Origin of the sequence: Devosia rhodophyticola (assembly GCF_028816475.1) — a bacterium.
Classification (GTDB): Bacteria; Pseudomonadota; Alphaproteobacteria; order Rhizobiales; family Devosiaceae; genus Devosia; species Devosia rhodophyticola.
The window spans coordinates 1,744,857-1,764,352 of sequence record NZ_CP118247.1; the positions used below are offsets into that span (position 1 = coordinate 1,744,857).

Genomic DNA, 19,496 nt, shown 5'->3' on the forward strand with positions numbered 1-19,496 from the left:
GCAATCTTAAGCCCTCATTAAGTATAACCGCCTAAATTTTGGTTCAGGGAACGCGTTGGGGCGCGAAGGATCGAAGTGCAAGCAGAGGACGCTGGCAAGGAACAGACTTTGGCCGACGCGCTGCTGCTTGATGCAGCGCTCGAAGCCATTCCCTTTGGCTTTTGCGTCTGGAGCCCGCAGTTTCGCATGGTAATGTGGAACCGCAAATATCGCGATATTTATGGGTTCACCCTGGCCCAACTCTGGCGCGGCATGACGCTGGAGGAAGTGGTCGAGCTTTCTGTTCGGCTTGGCAATCATCCAAGAACCGACGCGCAGACTTTTTACGAACAATATACCGCAGGCCTTTTGGGCAATCGCGCCGGGGAGCGGGTCAAAAGCCGGGAACTGGTGCAGGACGGGCGATGGATCGAGACCGCCCATGTCTATTCCGTGGGTTTGGGGTGGGTCGTGACCCACGAGGACGTTTCCGAGCAAGTGGCGCGCGACCAGTTGCAGCAAAAGCGCGAACGCGAACTGGAGCGGCAAAATCTGCGGCTGGACGCGGCGGTCAATAATATTTCCCAGGGGCTGGTCATGTGCGACTCGCTGGGCCGCCTGATCGTTTGCAACCAGCCCTATGCCAACATCTACAAGCTGCCGCCGCGCCTGTTGCGGCCGGGCACCGCCATTGAAGACATCCTGTTGCATCTGTTTGATCGTGGGCTGGAGACCAGCGAGGGGCGTGACGCCTATCTCGAGTGGCGCCGTGACGTCGGTTCGCGGGCCGAATATGGCAAAAAAATCCATCAGTTTGCCGGGCGCACCATCATGATGCAGCAGCATCCGATGAAGGATGGGGGCTGGGTAACGACCCACGAAGACATTACCGAGCAGCGCCAGAACGAGGAGCGCATTCGCCATCTGGCGCGTCATGACGCGCTCACAGATCTGCCCAATCGCATCGAATTTCTCGAACAGATGGCGCGGACCGAGGCGGGCGCCCGACGGGGCGAGGTCGCGGCGGTCATGTTCATAGATCTGGACCGGTTCAAGGCGGTCAACGATACTTTGGGCCACGCCATTGGCGATGAAGTGCTCAAGCAGGTTTCGGCGCGATTGTGGGGGGCAACGCGGGAAACCGATGTGCTGGCGCGGCTGGGGGGCGATGAATTTTCCCTGCTGATCCGGCCCATTGATACACCCGAGCAGGTGGCGCGGGTGGCCGAGCGGATCGTCAAATCGATCCGGGCGCCGATTCATATTGATGGCCAGCAGATCGACATTGGCGTCAGCATCGGCATTGCCATGGCGCCGGGCGACGGTATCGAAGCCGATACGCTGATGCGCAACGCTGACCTGGCGCTATACAAGGCCAAGAACGAAGGACGCTCGACCTTCCACTTTTTTGAAAGCGGCATGGATGCGGCGTTGCAGCAGCGGCGCGCCATCGAGGCCGGGTTGCGTCAGGCGCTGGCCAATGATGAGTTGCATCTGATGTTCCAGCCGATATTCGGGGTGCGGGAAAACGCCATCACCTGCGCTGAAGCATTGCTGCGCTGGGAGCATGAAGGGCAGATCATATCCCCGGCCGAATTCATTCCCATCGCTGAGGAAACCGGTTTGATCGTTTCCATCGGGGAATGGGTATTGCGTCAGGCGTGCCAGTTGGCCGCTGACTGGCCCACCAACGCGCGCGTCGCCGTCAATCTGTCCCCCGTCCAGTTCAAAAGTCAGGATCTGGTTGGGCAGGTGCGATCCGCGCTTGCCGATGCGGGAATGTCGGCCAGTCGGCTGGAACTCGAAATTACGGAATCGCTGTTGCTGAGCGAAAATGAACAGACGCTGGCGAGCCTGCACGAATTGCGCGCCATGGGCGTGCGCATCTGTCTTGATGATTTTGGCACCGGCTATTCCTCACTAAGCTATTTGCGCAGTTTTCCGTTCGACAAGATCAAGATTGACCGCACCTTCATGCGCGGGCTGACGACGCGAAAAGACAGTCTGGCGATCATCCAGGCCATTGTGGGACTGGGCCAAAGCCTTGGCATGACCACCACGGCTGAAGGGATTGAAACGCAGGAACAACTTGAAATGGTTCAGGCGCAGGGATGTGATGAAATCCAGGGCTATCTGTTCTCCCCCCGATTCCGCGCAAAAAGCTTGAGCGGTTGTTGAGCGCTGAACGGGACCGGCTGCAGCGGCGCGCATAGCGGGCAGACCGCGCCTATTGCGGGGCATTGAGCGGGCGGATTGGCACGGTTTTAGGGGCCATGCAGGTCAGAGTTGCGTGACAAGACCTTGTCTGCAGCCTCGCCATGGGGTATGGCAGCCCCGAATGCGCCACCCGGGAACGGGTTGGGCGCTTGTTTGTTTCCCGCACGGTCCTGGTCGTTAAACGGTCCCCACGTAAAGTGAGCACCTTCGGTTTCGGGATCATGCCAACAATGGCTGACCAACCGATGTCTTTGCGCAATATTGCGATTATTGCCCACGTTGACCATGGCAAGACCACCCTGATCGACGTCCTTTTAAAGCAATCCGGCTCGTTCCGCGAGAACGAACGCGTTGAAGAACGCGCCATGGATTCCAACGACATCGAGCGCGAGCGCGGCATCACCATTCTGGCCAAGGTCACATCACTGATGTGGAAGGACCAGCGCATCAATATTGTGGACACGCCCGGACACGCCGACTTTGGCGGTGAAGTCGAGCGCATTCTGTCGATGGTTGATGGCGTGGTTATCCTCGTTGATGCGGCCGAAGGGCCAATGCCCCAGACCAAGTTCGTTTTGGGCAAAGCCTTGGCTCAGGGCCTGCGCCCCATCGTTGCCATCAACAAGATCGACAAATCCGACGAGCGGCATCTCGAAGTGCTCGAGGAAATCTTTGATCTGTTTATTGCGCTCGACGCGACCTCTGAACAGCTCGATTTCCCGGTGCTTTACGGTTCGGCCAAGCAGGGCTGGATGAGTACCGAGCCTGAGGGGCCAAAGGAAAGTCTGGCGCCGTTGCTCGACAAGGTGCTCGACTATGTGCCCGAGCCAACTGTTGAGGCTGGCCCGTTCCGCATGCTGGTTACCACCATTGAGCGCAACCCGTTCCTGGGCCGTATCCTGACGGGTCGCATTTTTTCGGGCGCCGTCAAGGCGGGTGAGCCAATCCATACGCTTAGCCGCGACGGCAAGATCATCGAAAAGGGCCGTGTCTCGAAGGTTCTTGCTTTCCGCGGTCTGGAGCGTACCCCGGTTGATCTGGGCGAGGCGGGCGATATTGTTTCAATCGCCGGGCTCGAAACCACAACGGTTGCCGATACCATTTGCGTACCGTCCGTTTCCGAACCTCTGGCCTCCAAGCCCATTGATCCGCCAACCCTTTCGGTAACGTTCCGCATCAATGATGGGCCGCTGGCCGGTCGCGAAGGCGACAAGGTGCAGTCGCGCGTCATTCGTGAACGACTGATGCGCGAAGCTGAAGGCAATGTCGCGATCAAGGTGACGCCGGGCGACGACAATGATTCGTTCGATGTGGCGGGCCGTGGCGAATTGCAGCTGGCAGTGCTGATCGAAAACATGCGTCGCGAAGGCTTTGAGCTGACCATCGGTCGCCCCAAGGTGCTGATGCAGGATCGCGATGGCGTCAAATATGAGCCGATCGAAGAAGTCATTATCGACGTTGACGACGAGTTCACCGGCTCGGTTGTCCAGAAAATGACCGAACGGCGCGGTGAATTGGCCGAAATGCGTGCCTCGGGCGTTGGCCGGACGCGCATTCGCCTTTATGTGCCGACCCGTTCGCTGATCGGTTACCAGCCTGAATTGCTCAGCGATACGCGCGGTACGGCGATCTTTAACCGCCTGTTCCATGAATTTGCGCCCTACAAGGGCGACCTGCCCGGTCGTCGTACGGGTGTTCTGATTTCCAATGGCACCGGCCAGTCGGTGGCTTTTGCGTTGTGGAATCTGGAAGACCGTGGCGCCATCATGATTGATGCCGGCGTTGATATTTATGAAGGCATGATCATCGGCGAGCACAGCCGCGAGAATGACCTTGAGGTTAATGCGCTCAAGGGCAAGCAGCTCACCAACATCCGGACCCAGTCCAAGGATGAAGCGGTGCGCCTGACCACGCCCAAGAAGCTGACGCTGGAACAGTCGCTGGGCTATATTGCCGAAGACGAATATGTCGAGGTCACGCCCAAGTCTATCCGGCTGCGCAAGATCTTCCTTGACCCCAATGATCGCAAGCGGGCGTTGCGCGCCAAGGCGAGCTAGGCTCAATGAGCGAGTGGATCATATCGGTTGTCACTGACTGGGGCTATGTCGGGGTCTTCCTGATGATGGTGCTGGAAAATGTCTTTCCGCCCATTCCCTCGGAATTGATCATGCCATTTGCCGGTTTTGCCGCCGCCAATGGCGATCTCAACGTGGTTGGCGTGGTGCTGGCTGGCACCGCCGGATCGATTTTCGGCACCCTGGCCTGGTACTATGCGGCCCGCCTGTTGGGGCTTGAGCGCTTTCGGGCGCTTTGCAACTGGTTTGGCCGCTTTGCCACCATTTCCGAGCAGGATATCGACAGCGCCGTGCACTGGTTTGGCCGTTACGGGCGCTGGGCGGTCCTGTTCGGGCGGCTGGTTCCCGCCATTCGCACGCTGATTTCGGTCCCCGCAGGGTTGGCCGCCATGTCCCTGCCGCAGTTTCTGGTGGTCTCCACCATCGGCACGGCGCTGTGGACGGCGTTTCTGACCGGGGCCGGCTATGTGCTGCATGACAATTATGATCGTGTCGAAGGCTGGCTCGACCCGGTGACGACGGCGGTAATCGTGCTGGTTGTTGTCATCTATGTCTATCGCTTCGTTACCTGGAAGCCGATCAAGTCGATCGGCTAAAAGGCGTCGCAAATTGCATGGTTTTCGCATTCTGCAATGGCAGCTTGCGCAAAAAGCGAAATTTATCAATGTATTAACCGTAAGATTGCCGGAAACCGGTCGCTTTTGAACTGGCACGGTTCGTGCAGTGTCCTTGCCAGCCGGGTTTTGTTTTGCGTACCGGCGTCAGTCATTCGAGCCTCGCCCGTTTTGCCCGGTGCGGGGCTCATTTGCAAAGCGCACTTGTCGACTTGGGCGGTCAGCCTTACATAGGTGACGCACCATTGCGGCGCTCGGTTCAGGCGCCAAACTTATCTACGGGATGAATTGATGATCGCATTGCTCCAGACCCTCTCGATGATTCTCAATCTGGTTTGGTGGGTCTTTCTCATCATGATCATTTTGAGCTGGCTGATCAGTTTCAATGTGATCAACACCCGCAACCGGTTCGTGGCCAGTCTCTGGCAGATCGTCAACGCCATTACCGATCCGATCCTGGCGCCCATTCGCCGGATCATTCCGCCGATGGGGGGGCTGGACCTGTCACCGCTGATCGTATTCGTGGCGATTTTCTTCCTGCAATCGTTCCTGGCCAATGATCTGCCGCGCCTGATGGGGCTGTATTAGGCCCCAGCCATTGGCGCTCTGCTATCGGCGCGAGGCTGATGGGCTGAGCCTTTTTGTCCGCGTTACGCCCAATGCGGGGCGCAATGGCATTGATGGCATCGAGGTGCGCGACGATGGTTGTGCGGTGTTGCCGGTGCGCGTCAGCGCCGTCCCCGACAAGGGCCGCGCCAATCTGGCGGTCATTGCGCTCCTCGCCAAACAATTCGGGCTTCCCAAATCAGACATTTCGGTGACCGCCGGTGCGACTGCGCGCCTCAAGACGCTGTTCTTTAGCGCCGAGCCAGACCGAATCATCCAGCAATTGACGGCGCTTTAGTCGAACCTTGCCCACCCTCGCCTAATCGCCCCGCCCCCATTCACACTGTCACCTTTGTCACGCCGCCACCTCCCCCTCTCGGTGTCACCACGGGCTTGACCCGGGGCCCATCGTGATATCTTTCCGCCCGCACGGCTGGTTGCGGCATGTCATGATGGATTCCGGCCTCCGCCGGAATGACACGGTGAGGGTGGAAGGTCAGCGCCAGACCCACACCCCAAAACCCAAACTTATCCCCACGCCCAAAACCTCTGCCACAATGGTTTCACTCCCCACGCGATTGCGGGGTCGCGACGAACGGTCCGTGGGAGAGCAGATGGGTGGGAGGCGGTCGCGCGCTCCTGGGTCCGTGTGACGGGTTTGTCCGGCCAGGCTGGAACAAAGCGCTCCATAGTCCTGAAAGCCCATCGCATGCGGCGAGACCAGTCTCGTAACTTAAAAATCACATGAGGCCGGTTCTCGCCGCATGTCGCAATCTTTTAAACCGCAGGCCTCGTGCCCGGCGGGCATTTGTGCTGCTCGCAACAAAACATCGCAATTTCCATTGCTTAAGCGGCAAATCCGAATAATCATTCGGAAGAGGGAAGTCTCAGAAGGGCTCAAGCTTTGCGATTGGAGGATCGCTGCGCTTTGGCGGGGACTTTTAAAGGATAAAAATTGAGGGATGTTCTATGACTTTGGCACTTTGGCTGATCGTCGTCTGCGGCGCTCTGTCTATCGTTTATGGCGTGGTTACCACGCAGGCCCTGCTGGCCGCTGATTCGGGCAGCGCGCGGATGCAGGAAATTTCCGCCGCGGTGCGCGAGGGCGCATCGGCTTATCTCAAGCGTCAATATACAACCATTGCCATTGTCGGCGTGGTCATCCTGATCGCGGCATATTTCCTATTGGGCATTTATGCAGCCATCGGTTTTCTGATTGGGGCGATTCTGTCTGGTGCGGCTGGTTTTATCGGCATGAATGTGTCGGTTCGCGCCAATGTGCGGGTTGCGCAGGCGGCTACGACGTCGCTGGCCAAGGGGCTGGATCTGGCGTTCAAATCGGGTGCCGTCACCGGCATGCTGGTGGCCGGTCTTGGCCTGTTGGGGGTAACACTCTATTTCATGGTGCTGACTGGCATGGGGTTTGCGCCTACCAGCCGCACGGTGATTGATGCACTGGTGTCGCTATCGTTCGGGGCGTCGCTGATCTCGATCTTTGCCCGGCTGGGCGGCGGTATCTTTACCAAAGGTGCCGACGTTGGCGGCGACATGGTCGGCAAGGTCGAAGCAGGCATTCCCGAGGATGATCCGCGCAATCCCGCAACCATTGCCGATAATGTCGGCGATAATGTCGGCGACTGTGCCGGTATGGCCGCCGATCTGTTTGAAACCTATGTCGTTACAATTGTTGCGACCATGGTTCTGGCAGCCATCGTTCTGCCCGATGCCTTCAAGCTGATGGGCATGGTTCTGCCACTCGCCATTGGCGGTGCCTGTGTCGTGACCTCGATCGTTGGCACCTATTTCGTCAAGCTCGGTCCATCGGGCAACATCATGGGGGCGCTCTACAAGGGTATCATCGCTACCGGCGTCTTGTCGCTGATCGCCCTGCTGCCAGTTCTCTGGATGGTGTTTGGTGACCTCAATGTCGAAATCGCCGCCATCGGAAAAACCTTTACCCCGATGAGCCTGTTCTGGTGCGGGGCGGTCGGTCTGGTGATTACCGGGCTAATCATCGTCATCACCGAATATTACACCGGCACCGATCGTCGTCCGGTCAATTCGATTGCCGAGGCTTCGGTTACCGGGCACGGCACCAACGTCATCCAGGGTTTGGCGGTGTCGCTGGAATCAACAGCGCTACCGGCGCTGGTGATCATTGCGGGCATCATCATCACCTTCTCGCTGGCTGGCCTGTTCGGTATCGCTTTTGCGGTGGCAACCATGCTGGCACTGGCTGGTATCATTGTGGCGCTTGATGCGTTTGGACCTGTCACCGACAATGCTGGTGGCATTGCCGAAATGGCAGGACTTGATGCCTCGGTCCGTCACAATACCGACGCGCTTGATGCGGTGGGCAACACCACAAAGGCCGTCACCAAGGGCTATGCCATTGGCTCGGCTGGACTTGGCGCTCTGGTGCTGTTTGCAGCCTATACCCAGGATTTGAACTATTTCGCCGGGCTCGAAGATGCGCCCGCGATCTTCAAGGGCATGGGTACGCTGACCTTCTCGCTGGCCGATCCATATGTCGTGGTTGGTCTGCTGTTTGGCGGCCTGTTGCCGTTCCTGTTCAGCGGCATGTCGATGACAGCGGTGGGGCGTGCAGCTCAATCGGTCGTGGTTGAAGTACGCCGCCAGTTCAAGGAACGTCCCGGCATTATGGCGGGCACGGAAAAGCCCGACTATGCGCGGGCGGTCGATATGCTGACACGGGCCGCGATCAAGGAAATGATCGTGCCATCCCTGTTGCCGGTCTTAAGCCCGATCGTGGTGTTCTTCCTCATCAACTGGATTGCGGGCCCAGCGGCTGGCTTTTCAGCGCTGGGGGCCATGCTGATGGGCGTTATCGTGACCGGGCTGTTTGTGGCTATCTCGATGACCGCCGGTGGTGGTGCCTGGGATAATGCCAAAAAGAGCTTTGAAGACGGCTTTACCGATAGTCACGGGGTCAAGCATGAAAAAGGCTCGGAAGCCCACAAGGCCTCGGTCACCGGCGATACGGTCGGCGACCCGTACAAGGATACCGCTGGCCCAGCCGTCAACCCGATGATCAAGATCACCAATATCGTGGCGCTGCTGCTTTTGGCGGTGCTGGCGCATCTGGGTTAGTACGGCACTAGATGAGAGAAGGCCGGGGTGTTCCCGGCCTTTCCGCCACTGGCAAAAAATGAGCCGAATTTATGCCCGGCCCGTCAGAAAGTCTTAAGCTACAATAGGCTAAGTTCAGGTCCTGCCGTTAACCAGGGGCCGCTGATATTTCATGAAAGCCGCTAGAAAGAGCCAAAAAGGCCAATCGTGGTTTTCCCCGACACCAACGGCTGATTCTGGCGACGATGCCATAGACCGGTTGTTGGCAAGGGTGCGGGATCGTCTTGGCATGGCGGCGGTTGTTATCTGCCTTGATGAGGACGACCATCTTCACAGCCAGTGCCGCGACGGTTCCATGGCGGCGTGTCTCGGTCAGGGAACTCTGTTTGCCAGTATGGCTCGCGTTGGCCCCAAGCCGCTGATTGTGCCCGACGCTACACTCGATCCCCGCTTCTGGCTCGATCCTTTGGTGACGCGGGCGCCCCATATTCGCTTTTATGCCGGCATTCCGTTGTTCGCGGGGGCTGACCGGCCGATTGGCCTTTTGTCTTTTTATGACCAACGGCCCCGCAGCGCCGAGCTTGCCACTGCGCTGACCGAAATGGCCGGCGAAGTGATGGCGATTGCCGCGCAACGCCGGGCCCGCCAGACCATCGCCCGACTTGAAACCAGTCTGCGCGTCCGTATTAACGAGTTGGATGCGTTGGCCGGCCATGTCACCAGCAATCTGGAATTGTTCGAGCGGGCCTCGGCAACGGCCCGGATCGGGGTCTGGCAATGCGATCTGGCGGGCGACGTGCTGCACTGGACCGATGGCGTCTATGACATGTTCGATCTGCCGCGCGGCAGCCAGCTAAGCCGGGCAAAAACGCTTTCCTGCTATACCGAAACCTCCCGTGCGGCGCTGACACAGGCGCGCAGCGCGGCCATCCAGAACAGGACCGGCTTCGATCTGGACGTTGAGATCAATACCGCCAAGGGCAATCACCGCTGGATCAGGATTACCGCAACGCTTGATTGTCTCAAGGGCGAGCCGGTGCGCATCTACGGGATGAAGCAGGATATTACTGAGGAAAAGATTTTGGCCGACCGCACCCGTTATCTGGCCGAGTTCGACCTGATGACCGGGCTGGCCAATCGCGGCCAGTTTCAGGCCTTGATCGACAAGAACCAGTCCGGTGCCCTGATGCTGATCGATCTGGATGGTTTCAAGCAGATCAATGATCGTTTCGGGCACCATGCAGGTGATGAATGCCTCAAGGTTGTGGCTCAGCGCCTTCGGGAAGCGTGTGGGGAAGCCCAATTGGTTGCCCGCATTGGCGGCGATGAATTCGCCGTCCTGCTGGCCCACGGATTGGCACACGATACGGCGTCCAGCCTTGCCGCAGAAATTGTTCGGCAATTGGCGGGCCGTTTTACACTGGGCGATATTGAACTTCACCCCAATGCTTCGGTCGGCGTCGCCTTTGCCAACGGCCAGTCGCCCGATGATCTATTCAAGCTTGCCGACACCGCCCTTTATACGGCCAAGGCCGAAGGTCGGAACACTTTCCGCATCGCCGACAATGTGGCGGTGCCGTCGATTAAGGCGGTCGGGTGAATTGGCTAGCCCGCTGCCAACCGCTCAAAGGCACTGGGTCGGGCAATGCCCCCGTCCAATTTTTCGGCAATGGTTTTGGCGCATTGCGCGGGGTCCATCTGATCGGCATGAACGCAAAGATCATAAATGCCGGGCCGGTGCACCGCCGTTTGCCAACGTTTTACCGGGGCCGGTGCCGTTTCGCCGCCGAGATACAATCCGCCGTTCGGTTCGGCATTGCGCCGCGCCATGATGGTTTCGAGCCCGCAATAGACGCCGACAAACAACACCGGCAACCCACTCAACTGGCGAGCACAGGCAGGCAGGATGCCAAGGGGCCGGGAATAGCCGTCGTGATGGCCGACATCGACCACGACATTAAGGCCGAGCCGTGCGTGGGCATTGATCGCGCCATAAAGCGCGGCAAAAAGGCTGGGCAGGAGCGGTTCGAGATCGGGTCTTTCGCCGCCGGGCCGCAAGCCGATACCCGGCAGGAGCGAACTTGGCAACATGGCGTTGCAGGCGTCGACACCAAGATTTATCCAGACCCCGTCGAACTGGTTCTGGATGGCCCGGGCAATCGATGTCTTTCCGGCGCGCGGGGCACCGTTAAGAATGACGATTTGACCGGGCGCCTGCATTTTCGTCTATCTGGCTTTGGCGTGCATATCCACCGAATCAAGGATAACCCGGCGCGCATCGGCCAGATTGCCGATGCGATCGATCTTGGCCCATTTTCCGGGCTCGAGATCCTTGTAGTGGGTGAAGAAATGCTTGACCCGCTCGACCTGAATTGCCTGAAGGTCGCCGACATCGAGAATGCTGTCATACATGCGGGTCAGTTTGGAGACAGGTACCGCGAGGATTTTTTCGTCCTGTCCGCCATCGTCTTCCATGAACAGAACACCAACCGGGCGGCAGCGAACCACGGCACCGGGCACCAGCGAGCGCGAGTTCATGACAATGATATCGAGCGGGTCGCCGTCGCCACAAAGCGTGTGGGGGATGAAGCCATAATTGCCGGGATAGCGCATCGGGGTATACAGAAAACGATCCACAAACAGGGCGCCACTGGCCTTGTCTATTTCGTACTTGATTGGCTCGCCGCCCATCGGCACTTCGATGATTACATTGAGGTCGTCGGGCGGGTTCTTGCCGGTTGGGATTGCATCGATGTTCATGATCGTTCAGTTCTCATTCAGGTCGGTGGCAACACAGTGCTCGCGTTCTGCCCAGCCAACGCGCCAATTGCAACCCATAACCTTGTCGGTGCAGCCATGCACATAAGGAGATTTGCCCCTCATGCCTAAAAAAATCGCCTTGGCCAATATTGTTCTGGCCGCTTTCGTGCTGCTTGGTGCACCCGCCCGCGCGGCTGTCATCGACAGCGGCTACACTGACATCAACCTTGATGATTGTACCATCATGAACGCCGACGATTTTGGTGCCAGTTGGGCCTGTCCCGGCTATCGCGGCTATCCCGTCTACGTCGCAGAAGGCGATTTGCGCTTTATGGTCAGCTACGGCTTCAAAGCGCCGGACGAATTTGCTGCCACCCAGACGCCGCCCCCATTCAATCATCCAGGCACCAAGCTGGAATGGCGATTGTCCAATGCCAGCGGTGATTTCAGGCCAATTGCCACGATATTGCGCTTTTTCGTTGATGATCAGGAGAGCGAGAAGGACAAGCAGGTTCTGGTGATTACCCAGCTAGTGCCGGGCAATAGCTGTCACATTGGCTATGTCGATGCCTCGTCGATCAGCAATGCCAATATCGCAGCACGCGCTATCGCCGATACCGCGGGGAATTTTGATTGTCGCCAGGACCAGCCCGAATTCAGCAGTCCATTTACGGCCTGGTAGCCGCTCAGTCGGCGCGTTGTTTGCCGATCTGATTACGCAGGATAGTGCGGTCGCGAGAGGAGACGCCAATCAGCTCGGCGATGCGCCAAACCATGTTGTCCTCAAGCTCGTGGTTTTTCTTGTCAGCAAAAACCACCAGCCACATCATCCGGATAATCTCGATGCGTTCATCGCTGTCGAGTCCGGAAAGGGCGGAGGTGAAATTGTAGAGATCGACGGCATCGGCGTCGCGCGCCATCGCCTGGCGGATCAGGGTGTCAACCGAAGGTTCATCGAGCCCATACTGGTCCTGCAACACCTCTTTTACGGCCGACCGCTCCTGGTCTGTTGCTTGACCATCAACGGCGGCCAAATGAACGAGCAAGGCCGCAACGGCCAATTTTGGATCATGCCCGACCGCCGCCGCTTCGGGCTTGGCAAAAATGCGGGTCAAAGCTTCGAACATGGCGCAATCTCCGGACAGTACGCCGCGATGGCGCTTGTCGGTCTATCTAGTCTTCCGAGCCCGGCGTCTCAACCTGTGCCGCGGCCAAACACTCACTCTTGATCGGCGTTGAGCTTTGCCCGCCACACCTCAAATCAGTATTTCATCAATAATTTTTGCCAGAGCCGTGTCTTTTTGGGTAAGTCCGCCAGCGTCGTGACTGGTCAGTATTATGGTCACTTTGTTGAAGCTGTTGGTCCAGTCGGGGTGATGGTTGGCCGATTCAGCCGCCAGCGCCACGCGACACATGAAGCCGAATGCTTCGGAAAAATCCTTGAACTTGAAGACATGACTGATGCTGTCGCCGACATCGTCGTAGACCCAACCATTAAGCGTCGCCAATGCTTTATCGCGCTGCTTGTCGGTCAATATTTCGGCCATCTTAGTCTCCCAAACTCAGGATGATATGGATAGTCTCACAAAGTGACTGTTCCAAGGCCAACAACGCGTCGCGAACGAGAGTCACAGCAATTTTCAAATCAACTTCAACCCTTAAGCAAGTGTTCACCTTAGGGGCGGGTTTTTCAATGAAACCGAACGCCATAGTTGGATAGACACAAGTTTTTAACTTGCCGGGCGTCAGTTGAAGCCATTGAAAGGAGCTTGGCTAAGTGCTGACTTCTGCACGCAAATCATTGCCGACACTGGATTATGTGTCGATTGTGCGCTCGGTCTATGGTGATCGGCGGGCGTTGCTGTTTGGCGCATTTGCCAGCGCGGCGGCGGCCGGGCTTTCTGCCTATCGCAGCCAGTCCTTTGCCCTGTTCCTGATCGCTGTTGCCTTTGTCGCGGTAGGTTTCATCCGGTACCACAACATGCGCGCCTTCTGGCGAGCAGCAATTGACAGCGAAGATGTTGAAGCTGCCGAATACTGGGAAATTCGCGCCACCATTGGTGGGGGCATGGTTGCCTTGGTCTACGGACTTTGGTGTCTGGTGTCGATGCTGCTGGTCAGCGATCCATATGCAGAGTTAGTCAGTATCAGTCTTTCAATGGCTGCGATGGTGGGGGTGTGCGCGCGCAATTTCGGCCTGGATCGGCTGGTGGCCATCCAGACAGTTTTGTTGAGTGTACCGTTGGCGATGGGCCTCTTCTTCCGGGGTGATTTCTATCATCCGGTACTCGCCGGCCTGTTGGTTATCATGCTGATCAGCTTTCGAAAGCTGGCGACCGATATCCGCACCATTCTGCTTAGCGCAGTGCATGGGCGTGTCGAGGCCTCTCGGTTGGCGGGCGAGCTGGATATGGCCATGCGCACGCTTCAGCACGGTTTGTGCATGCTGGATGAGCAGGGGCGCGTACGTGTTGCCAATGACCGGGCGGTTCGACTTCTTGGGCTTCTGGGTATCGATAATATGATCGGTGCCAACTTCACCGATGTCGCCCAGAAACTGAGTGAAAGCGACATTGTTTCCGAAGCGGTGGTTCGGCGGCTTATGAGTCTGGTGGCCAAGCGCGGCACGGGCAAGATTTTACTATGTTTGCCCGGCGACCGCTATTGCGAGGTGACCATCAGTTCGCGCCGCACCAATACGGTTCTGTTGTTTGAAGACATCAGCGAGCGTGTCGCGGCCGAAGAGCGCATCAATTACCTGGCGCGCCACGATGGTCTGACCGGATTGCCCAATCGGACCCACTTCACCACCGTTGTGGCAGAGGATCTGCAGGATCGACGTGAGGCTGCCAGCCTCGGGGCGCCGGATCGTATCGTGGCGCTGACCATTGTGGATATTGACGATTTCAAACACGTCAATGATGCGCTGGGTCACGTGGTGGGCGATCAGCTCCTCAAGGAAGCGGGGCGCCGTTTGCGTGAGGCGGTGGGCTCGCAGTGCACTTTGGCGCGCTTGGGTGGCGACGAATTCATCATCTACCGCAATCAGATGATCGACCCAACAGAGGCTGAACAGGATGCTGAAGCCATTCTGCGGGCGTTTGCCCAGCCATTCGCGCTGGTTGAGACAGCGATATCGGTTAATGTCAGCGTGGGCGTGGTCGTCAATCCACCAATCAGCGACGATCTGGACGGGCTGATGGCCAAAGCCGATCTGGCGCTTTATGCAGCTAAGGGCGATGGCAAGGCCAGGAGCCAGATCTTCCACGCGCAGATGGATGTTGATTATCACTATCGCCAGCGACTCAAAGCAGACCTGCAAGAAGCAATTACCAATGGCGCTCTGACATTGGCGTTTCAGCCGCTGTTGGATTTGGCAACCAACAAAGTGGTGTGTTGCGAAGCATTGGCCCGCTGGGATCACCCTTCGCTCGGCTCGATTAGTCCAACGGTATTTATCCCGCTGGCCGAAGAGACGGGCCTGATTACCGACATTACCAATTGGGTTTTGTCGGCGGCGGCGCGTCAATGCCAGAACTGGCCCGCGGACATCAGTGTTGCGGTAAACATATCGGCGCGCGATTTCCGCGGCGGTGACGTTGGCCAAATGGTGACGAATGCGCTGGAAACGTCGGGACTTGCCGCGCATCGGCTTGAAATCGAGGTCACTGAAAGCGCCTTGATTGAAGAGCGCGATCTGGCCCAGGCGGTGCTTGATATGCTGGTCGAGCGCGGAATCGGTATCGCACTTGATGATTTCGGCACCGGCTATTCGTCCCTCAGCTATCTTCAGGCGCTGCCGTTCTCCAAACTCAAGATCGACCGCAGTTTCGTGGCTGATATTGCGACCAACCCACGCTCGCGGCGGTTGCTTGCCAATGTGGCCCGGTTGGGACGAGATCTCGATTTGACGGTAGTTGCCGAGGGGATTGAGACGGCGGAGCAATTGAAGGTACTGCAAGACTACACCAGTGTCGATCTTGTGCAGGGGTTCCTGTTTGGTCGTCCGCTGGCGGCCAGTGGCATCGGGGCCCTGATCGATCAATTGAACGATCAGACGTTCGATAATTTTCGCAAACACGGTTAACGCGCGTTAACCTATTCTAATTTATGGCTATTGCTCGCGTTCGAGCAAGGTTTTGGTCCGTCACGCCGTTGCGGTGGCAAAAACCCGCATGTTCATTTCCGACGTTCTGGCGTCTATATCCCTGCCATATGGCGGCGGGGGCTTGGCTATGCGGACAGCGACCCAATCACCAGCAGACGGGGTTTCCCGGTTTGCTGGGACTTTGATCGATTTGCTCGATAGGGTGGAATATCGGCGCGTCAGCGTCGATGATGAATTCGATCCGGTCTATCACTTGCGATACCAGGCGTATCGACGCGAAGAGTTTGTGCCGACCAATCCACAATTGATCACCCGCGATGAATTTGACGAGGCCGATAACTGTTACTGTTTCGGGGTCTATATCGATGAATCGCTGGTCAGTTCGGTCAGATTTCATCATGTGACGCCGACTGATCCGACGTCGCCGGGACGCTCGGTCTGGCCCGATGTTCTTGATCCGGTGCTGGCCGATGGCCACAGCTATATTGATCCAAGCCGCTTTACGACGGATCACGACGCTTCACTGGCATTTCCGGCGCTGCCCTATCTGACGCTGCGCATTGTGGCGATGGCGTGTGAGCATTTTGACGCTCGCTATTGCATTTCGGCCGTGCGGCCCGAGCATGCCCCTTTCTACAAACGAATATTTGGATCGCATCAACTGGGGGATGAGCGTAACTTTGCCGAGCTACAGTTTTCAATGCGCTTATATGCGGCCGAAGTGCCGATCATCCGAAATCGGGTCGCTGATCGCTACCCGTTCTTTATGTCTACGGCAGGCGAACGCGAACGTCTGTTTTCTGATTGGGCAGCCAAAATCGATCCGATTGCTCCAACGGCGCGACTGGCTCATCGGTTGCGCCTGCTCGATCCGGAAAACAACTAGGCAAGTGCGGCAAAAGCCTTTGACAAAGCATGCCGATCTTGGCTCAAATGAACAAAGGCAGGCACCCCCAAGTCTGTGGATGGAGGAAATCGAATGAGCCAAACTGAATATCCTGCGTGGGTCGAGAAAAATCCCGATGCCAGTGTTGTCAACACGCTGGCCAATCTGGCAGGGGCGATGATTGCACTTTGGAGTATTGCGCTTCTGGTGTTCATTTATGCAGCGTTTCATCAGCTTCCCGCATATTAGGGACTGATAAGGCGCACACTTGCGCCACAGGCGGCGGCAGGCCTATGCTGCCCCATGATTAAGTCTGGCCCAGGATTTGATCGTGCCGGTCGGCTGGCGATTTGGCTGGTGGTCATTTTGCTGGGTGGTCCGGTTCTGGCGCAAGCCACCACCAATAGTCGACTCAGTTTCAGCCATCTTATTGCGGGCCTTGATTCAACTTTCGTTGCCAAGTTCAACTATGGTCGGGGGATATTTGAGCATCAATGGTCCCGGTCAACGCATCCCGATGGGACCGCGACTGGCCTTGGGCCTTTTTACAATGGTGTGGGGTGCGCGCAGTGCCATGTGCGCGACGGGCGGGGTCAGCCTCCCGGACCTGACGCACCAGCGATATCGGGCTTTGTCATGCAACTTGGCGTCCCTGTGGCCGCCAATGGGCCGCAGACGCCCGACCCGCGGTATGGGTTGCAGCTTCAGGAACAGGCAACCGCCGGCGTCCTCCCCGAGGGCCGCATTACGATCACCTACGATGATGTTCCTATGCAACTGGGCGATACCACCGTGCAATTGCGCAGCCCCAACTATGAGATAGTCGACTTGGGCTATGGGCCGTTGGCACCGGATGTTCGGCTGGGTCCGCGGATTGCGCCGCCAATATTTGGATTGGGTTTCGTCGCGGCGATCGATGCAGATGACATTATTGCCAATGCCGACGAATTTGACGCCGATGGCGACGGCATCAGCGGTCGTGCCAATTTCGTGACCGACAAGGCGTCGGGAGCGTTGGTGCTGGGGCGGTTCGGTTGGAAAGCCAGCGCACCGAGTATTCGTGCGCAAGCCGAGCGGGCGGCTGCTCTGGATATGGGGCTTAGTTCTCCAGCCCATGGCGATCCTGATGGAGACTGCATGCCGGGGCAGGGCATCTGTGAGGCAGAGGGTTCGGAGCGGCCTGAGCTTGATGAGCAGTCGGTGCGCCTGATCGAATTTTACGTTTCGCATTTGGCCATCCCTGCCAGTCGGGATTTGCAGAGTATTGGCGCCGTTGCGGGCCGCGAAGTTTTTGAGGCCATCGGCTGCGCTGCCTGCCATGTTCCAGAATTTGTGACGACGGGCGAGGATGAAGTGTTCAAGGGCAAGCAGATCCGGCCCTATTCCGACTTTCTTTTGCATGACATGGGGCCAGACCTTGCTGACGGCATTACCGTGGGACGGGCGAGTGAGGCGGAATGGCGCACCGCTCCGCTTTGGGCGATCGGACTCAGTGCGGCTGTCAGTGGCCGAGAAACCTATTTGCACGATGGGCGGGCCCGCACATTGAGCGAAGCCATTCTATGGCATGGTGGGGAAGCCGCCGGCGCTCGGGCGCGGTTTCAGGGGTTGAGTGAAGGTGCGCGCCAGGTGTTGCTTGAATTTATTGCCGCGATTTGATGCCTGCCGCTTTCTAGCGGATCAGCACCAGTTGCGGGTCCAGCACCCGTAGAACCTGCCCCAGATCGTGACCCCGCTTTAAGATGCGGCCCTGCTGGTTGGTCACTGAGAATTGTCCCTGACGGTTACGCAATTTCGGGGTTTTCTCGATCAGGAATAATGGCCGTTCGGAAACGCGGGCGTAAATGGAAAATACGGCACGTTCACGCAGGAAATCCATTGCGTAGTCGCGCCAGTCGCCAGCGCTGACCTTGCGGCCATAAACGGCAAGAATGAGGGTAAGCTCGCGTCGGTCAAACGCCACCATCGGCGCAGGTTTTGCCGTGCTGGTGGGCGCGGACCGGTCATTGGCGTGGACCAGGGCGATAACGCCGGATTTGTCGCTGTTGTTATGGCCCTCGGCCACGCGCGCTCTCCCATGACAGAGCCGTCATGATTGCGGCATTCGCTGATTTTGGCAATGGGTGAATAAAATGAGGATACTAAATTACCTCATTTTGGTCACAGTTTGAACCCGCTTGTGCCGAATTGCACTGTCACAAATTAACCATTGCCTCCAGTGATCGGCAAGCGGGCCGAATGAGCCCCCAAACCTGAAGCCTGTTTGCCGATCGCCTTATTTACCAAGTCTAGTTAATCCCGTTCCGCCCCCAGGAGCGGGATTTTTTTGCTTTGATGGCATTGGTCAGTTCTCGATGGCAGCAGCACCAATGATCGGGCCGGGCAGGTTGCCATGCTCCTGCTGCACCAAAATCGCGATACCGCTATTGGGTGACTGAAGCAATTCGCCCAGCGGAAGTTTCAGTTCAGCGCCCGTTTCGGGTTCCCACATGCCGAGCATATGTCGGCCTTTGACCACGTTGGAATAGATCATGGTCTTGCCAGCATTTTCGCCGCGCTCGATGACCACGCTAGAGCGGGTTGCATAGCTCACAAGCCAGACAGTAGCCTTGCCAGCACCCGCTTTTCCGGCAATTGACACCTTGAGCATGTCATTGCCCATTCTCAGATCGATGGGCACGGCCAGGGCGGCGTCGCTCAGGGCGCCTGTCACATCATTCTGGCGTGATCCAACAACGCCGGTCGTGCCGTTGATGACCATTTGCGGGGTGTATATGCGCGAGGATTCCCAATTTTTGGCGTAGGCGCGCTGATATTCGGAATTTTCCGGGGAGCCGAACGTGTCAGGCCAGCCGATATAGTCCCAATAATCGACGTGATAGGCCAAGGCAATTACGTCGTCGTCGGCGCTCAGGCGCGTCAACAGTTTGTCCGCCGGTGGGCAGGACGAACAGCCCTGGCTGGTGAAAAGTTCGACCACAGCCTTGGCCTGCAGTCGGTTTTTTTCGGCCAGCGCCGGTGCGGCGAGGAGCATTGTGGCGGCAAGGCTTAAGCTGAAAGCCAGAAGGGAAGTTGTTCGCATGCGATGTTGTAAGGCCAGCCCGATGGTTCTTGCCAGTCAAATCAGGGTGAAGGCAAAAAAATGACGACCCGTAGGTCGC

18 protein-coding genes are annotated in these 19,496 nt (G+C 57.7%); 12 read left to right on the top strand and 6 right to left on the bottom strand.

The genetic code is table 11. The annotated features are described in order from the left end of the window. Positions 1–75 precede the first annotated feature (75 nt). From PSQ90_RS08590 to PSQ90_RS08620, 7 genes are all read left to right on the top strand, one after another. Positions 76–2,157: a putative bifunctional diguanylate cyclase/phosphodiesterase gene (locus PSQ90_RS08590; RefSeq protein ID WP_282209931.1), complete on the top strand. Its 2,082-nt coding sequence runs from the start codon at positions 76–78 to the stop codon at positions 2,155–2,157. A 284-nt stretch (positions 2,158–2,441) separates the two neighbouring features. Further along, positions 2,442–4,253 carry a translational GTPase TypA gene (typA, locus tag PSQ90_RS08595; protein WP_282213016.1) on the top strand — a complete coding sequence of 604 codons (1,812 nt, stop codon included), beginning with the start codon at positions 2,442–2,444 and terminating at the stop codon, positions 4,251–4,253. Positions 4,254–4,258: 5 nt separating this feature from the next. Continuing rightward, positions 4,259–4,867, top strand: coding sequence for a DedA family protein (locus PSQ90_RS08600; RefSeq protein ID WP_282209932.1), 609 nt, complete (start codon positions 4,259–4,261; stop codon positions 4,865–4,867). Positions 4,868–5,176: 309 nt separating this feature from the next. Continuing rightward, a complete protein-coding gene (locus PSQ90_RS08605; protein WP_282209933.1) occupies positions 5,177–5,473 on the top strand; it encodes a YggT family protein in 297 nt (98 codons plus the stop codon). Between the two features lie 10 nt (positions 5,474–5,483). After that, complete coding sequence (locus PSQ90_RS08610; protein WP_282209934.1) at positions 5,484–5,789, top strand: DUF167 family protein; 306 nt, start codon at positions 5,484–5,486, stop codon at positions 5,787–5,789. Positions 5,790–6,460: 671 nt separating this feature from the next. Continuing rightward, on the top strand, positions 6,461–8,602 hold the full coding sequence (locus PSQ90_RS08615; protein ID WP_282209935.1) for a sodium-translocating pyrophosphatase: 2,142 nt from the start codon (positions 6,461–6,463) through the stop codon (positions 8,600–8,602). A 151-nt stretch (positions 8,603–8,753) separates the two neighbouring features. Beyond that, positions 8,754–10,181 (top strand): diguanylate cyclase domain-containing protein, encoded by a 1,428-nt coding sequence (locus PSQ90_RS08620; RefSeq protein WP_282209936.1) that lies wholly within the window; start codon positions 8,754–8,756, stop codon positions 10,179–10,181. A 5-nt stretch (positions 10,182–10,186) separates the two neighbouring features. Here the strand turns inward: PSQ90_RS08620 and PSQ90_RS08625 are convergent, their stop codons facing one another. Continuing rightward, entirely contained in the window at positions 10,187–10,801 is a 615-nt protein-coding gene (locus PSQ90_RS08625) for a chloramphenicol phosphotransferase CPT family protein (protein ID WP_282209937.1), read from the bottom strand. 6 nt (positions 10,802–10,807) lie between these two features. Further along, positions 10,808–11,341 (bottom strand): inorganic diphosphatase, encoded by a 534-nt coding sequence (gene ppa / locus PSQ90_RS08630; RefSeq protein WP_282209938.1) that lies wholly within the window; start codon positions 11,339–11,341, stop codon positions 10,808–10,810. A 121-nt stretch (positions 11,342–11,462) separates the two neighbouring features. On the opposite strand from ppa, the gene PSQ90_RS08635 reads away from it, so the two are divergent. Continuing rightward, positions 11,463–12,023, top strand: coding sequence for a hypothetical protein (locus tag PSQ90_RS08635; RefSeq protein ID WP_282209939.1), 561 nt, complete (start codon positions 11,463–11,465; stop codon positions 12,021–12,023). Positions 12,024–12,027: 4 nt separating this feature from the next. Here the strand turns inward: PSQ90_RS08635 and PSQ90_RS08640 are convergent, their stop codons facing one another. Both PSQ90_RS08640 and PSQ90_RS08645 read right to left on the bottom strand, forming a co-directional pair. Then, positions 12,028–12,468, bottom strand: coding sequence for a tellurite resistance TerB family protein (locus PSQ90_RS08640; protein WP_282209940.1), 441 nt, complete (start codon positions 12,466–12,468; stop codon positions 12,028–12,030). A gap of 129 nt (positions 12,469–12,597) precedes the next feature. Next, positions 12,598–12,888 (bottom strand): 4a-hydroxytetrahydrobiopterin dehydratase, encoded by a 291-nt coding sequence (locus PSQ90_RS08645; protein WP_282209941.1) that lies wholly within the window; start codon positions 12,886–12,888, stop codon positions 12,598–12,600. A 230-nt stretch (positions 12,889–13,118) separates the two neighbouring features. On the opposite strand from PSQ90_RS08645, the gene PSQ90_RS08650 reads away from it, so the two are divergent. From PSQ90_RS08650 to PSQ90_RS08665, 4 genes are all read left to right on the top strand, one after another. Continuing rightward, the gene (locus PSQ90_RS08650) at positions 13,119–15,428 is read left to right on the top strand and encodes a putative bifunctional diguanylate cyclase/phosphodiesterase (RefSeq protein ID WP_282209942.1); all 2,310 of its coding nucleotides are present in this window, start codon (positions 13,119–13,121) and stop codon (positions 15,426–15,428) included. An 88-nt stretch (positions 15,429–15,516) separates the two neighbouring features. Then, complete coding sequence (locus tag PSQ90_RS08655) at positions 15,517–16,335, top strand: N-acyl amino acid synthase FeeM domain-containing protein (RefSeq protein WP_282209943.1); 819 nt, start codon at positions 15,517–15,519, stop codon at positions 16,333–16,335. A 93-nt stretch (positions 16,336–16,428) separates the two neighbouring features. Continuing rightward, on the top strand, positions 16,429–16,584 hold the full coding sequence (locus PSQ90_RS08660; protein WP_282209944.1) for a hypothetical protein: 156 nt from the start codon (positions 16,429–16,431) through the stop codon (positions 16,582–16,584). A 54-nt stretch (positions 16,585–16,638) separates the two neighbouring features. After that, positions 16,639–17,994, top strand: coding sequence for a di-heme oxidoredictase family protein (locus tag PSQ90_RS08665; protein WP_282209945.1), 1,356 nt, complete (start codon positions 16,639–16,641; stop codon positions 17,992–17,994). Between the two features lie 13 nt (positions 17,995–18,007). On the opposite strand, the gene PSQ90_RS08670 is transcribed toward PSQ90_RS08665, so the two are convergent. Together PSQ90_RS08670 and PSQ90_RS08675 are read right to left on the bottom strand one after the other, a co-directional pair. Continuing rightward, a complete protein-coding gene (locus tag PSQ90_RS08670; protein WP_282213017.1) occupies positions 18,008–18,355 on the bottom strand; it encodes a DUF2794 domain-containing protein in 348 nt (115 codons plus the stop codon). A gap of 324 nt (positions 18,356–18,679) precedes the next feature. Beyond that, positions 18,680–19,417 carry a DUF1223 domain-containing protein gene (locus PSQ90_RS08675; RefSeq protein ID WP_282209946.1) on the bottom strand — a complete coding sequence of 246 codons (738 nt, stop codon included), beginning with the start codon at positions 19,415–19,417 and terminating at the stop codon, positions 18,680–18,682. Positions 19,418–19,496: the final 79 nt, after the last annotated feature.

Bases quoted from the DNA above. Each gene is read 5' to 3' on its own strand.
- typA (WP_282213016.1), top strand. From the start codon at position 2,442: ATGTCTTTGCGCAATATTGCGATTATTGCCCACGTTGACCATGGCAAG.
- PSQ90_RS08600 (WP_282209932.1), top strand. From the start codon at position 4,259: ATGAGCGAGTGGATCATATCGGTTGTCACTGACTGGGGCTATGTCGGG.
- PSQ90_RS08605 (WP_282209933.1), top strand. From the start codon at position 5,177: ATGATCGCATTGCTCCAGACCCTCTCGATGATTCTCAATCTGGTTTGG.
- PSQ90_RS08615 (WP_282209935.1), top strand. From the start codon at position 6,461: ATGACTTTGGCACTTTGGCTGATCGTCGTCTGCGGCGCTCTGTCTATC.
- PSQ90_RS08620 (WP_282209936.1), top strand. From the start codon at position 8,754: ATGAAAGCCGCTAGAAAGAGCCAAAAAGGCCAATCGTGGTTTTCCCCG.
- PSQ90_RS08625 (WP_282209937.1), bottom strand. From the start codon at position 10,801: ATGCAGGCGCCCGGTCAAATCGTCATTCTTAACGGTGCCCCGCGCGCC.
- ppa (WP_282209938.1), bottom strand. From the start codon at position 11,341: ATGAACATCGATGCAATCCCAACCGGCAAGAACCCGCCCGACGACCTC.
- PSQ90_RS08635 (WP_282209939.1), top strand. From the start codon at position 11,463: ATGCCTAAAAAAATCGCCTTGGCCAATATTGTTCTGGCCGCTTTCGTG.
- PSQ90_RS08640 (WP_282209940.1), bottom strand. From the start codon at position 12,468: ATGTTCGAAGCTTTGACCCGCATTTTTGCCAAGCCCGAAGCGGCGGCG.
- PSQ90_RS08645 (WP_282209941.1), bottom strand. From the start codon at position 12,888: ATGGCCGAAATATTGACCGACAAGCAGCGCGATAAAGCATTGGCGACG.
- PSQ90_RS08655 (WP_282209943.1), top strand. From the start codon at position 15,517: ATGTTCATTTCCGACGTTCTGGCGTCTATATCCCTGCCATATGGCGGC.
- PSQ90_RS08660 (WP_282209944.1), top strand. From the start codon at position 16,429: ATGAGCCAAACTGAATATCCTGCGTGGGTCGAGAAAAATCCCGATGCC.
- PSQ90_RS08665 (WP_282209945.1), top strand. From the start codon at position 16,639: ATGATTAAGTCTGGCCCAGGATTTGATCGTGCCGGTCGGCTGGCGATT.
- PSQ90_RS08675 (WP_282209946.1), bottom strand. From the start codon at position 19,417: ATGCGAACAACTTCCCTTCTGGCTTTCAGCTTAAGCCTTGCCGCCACA.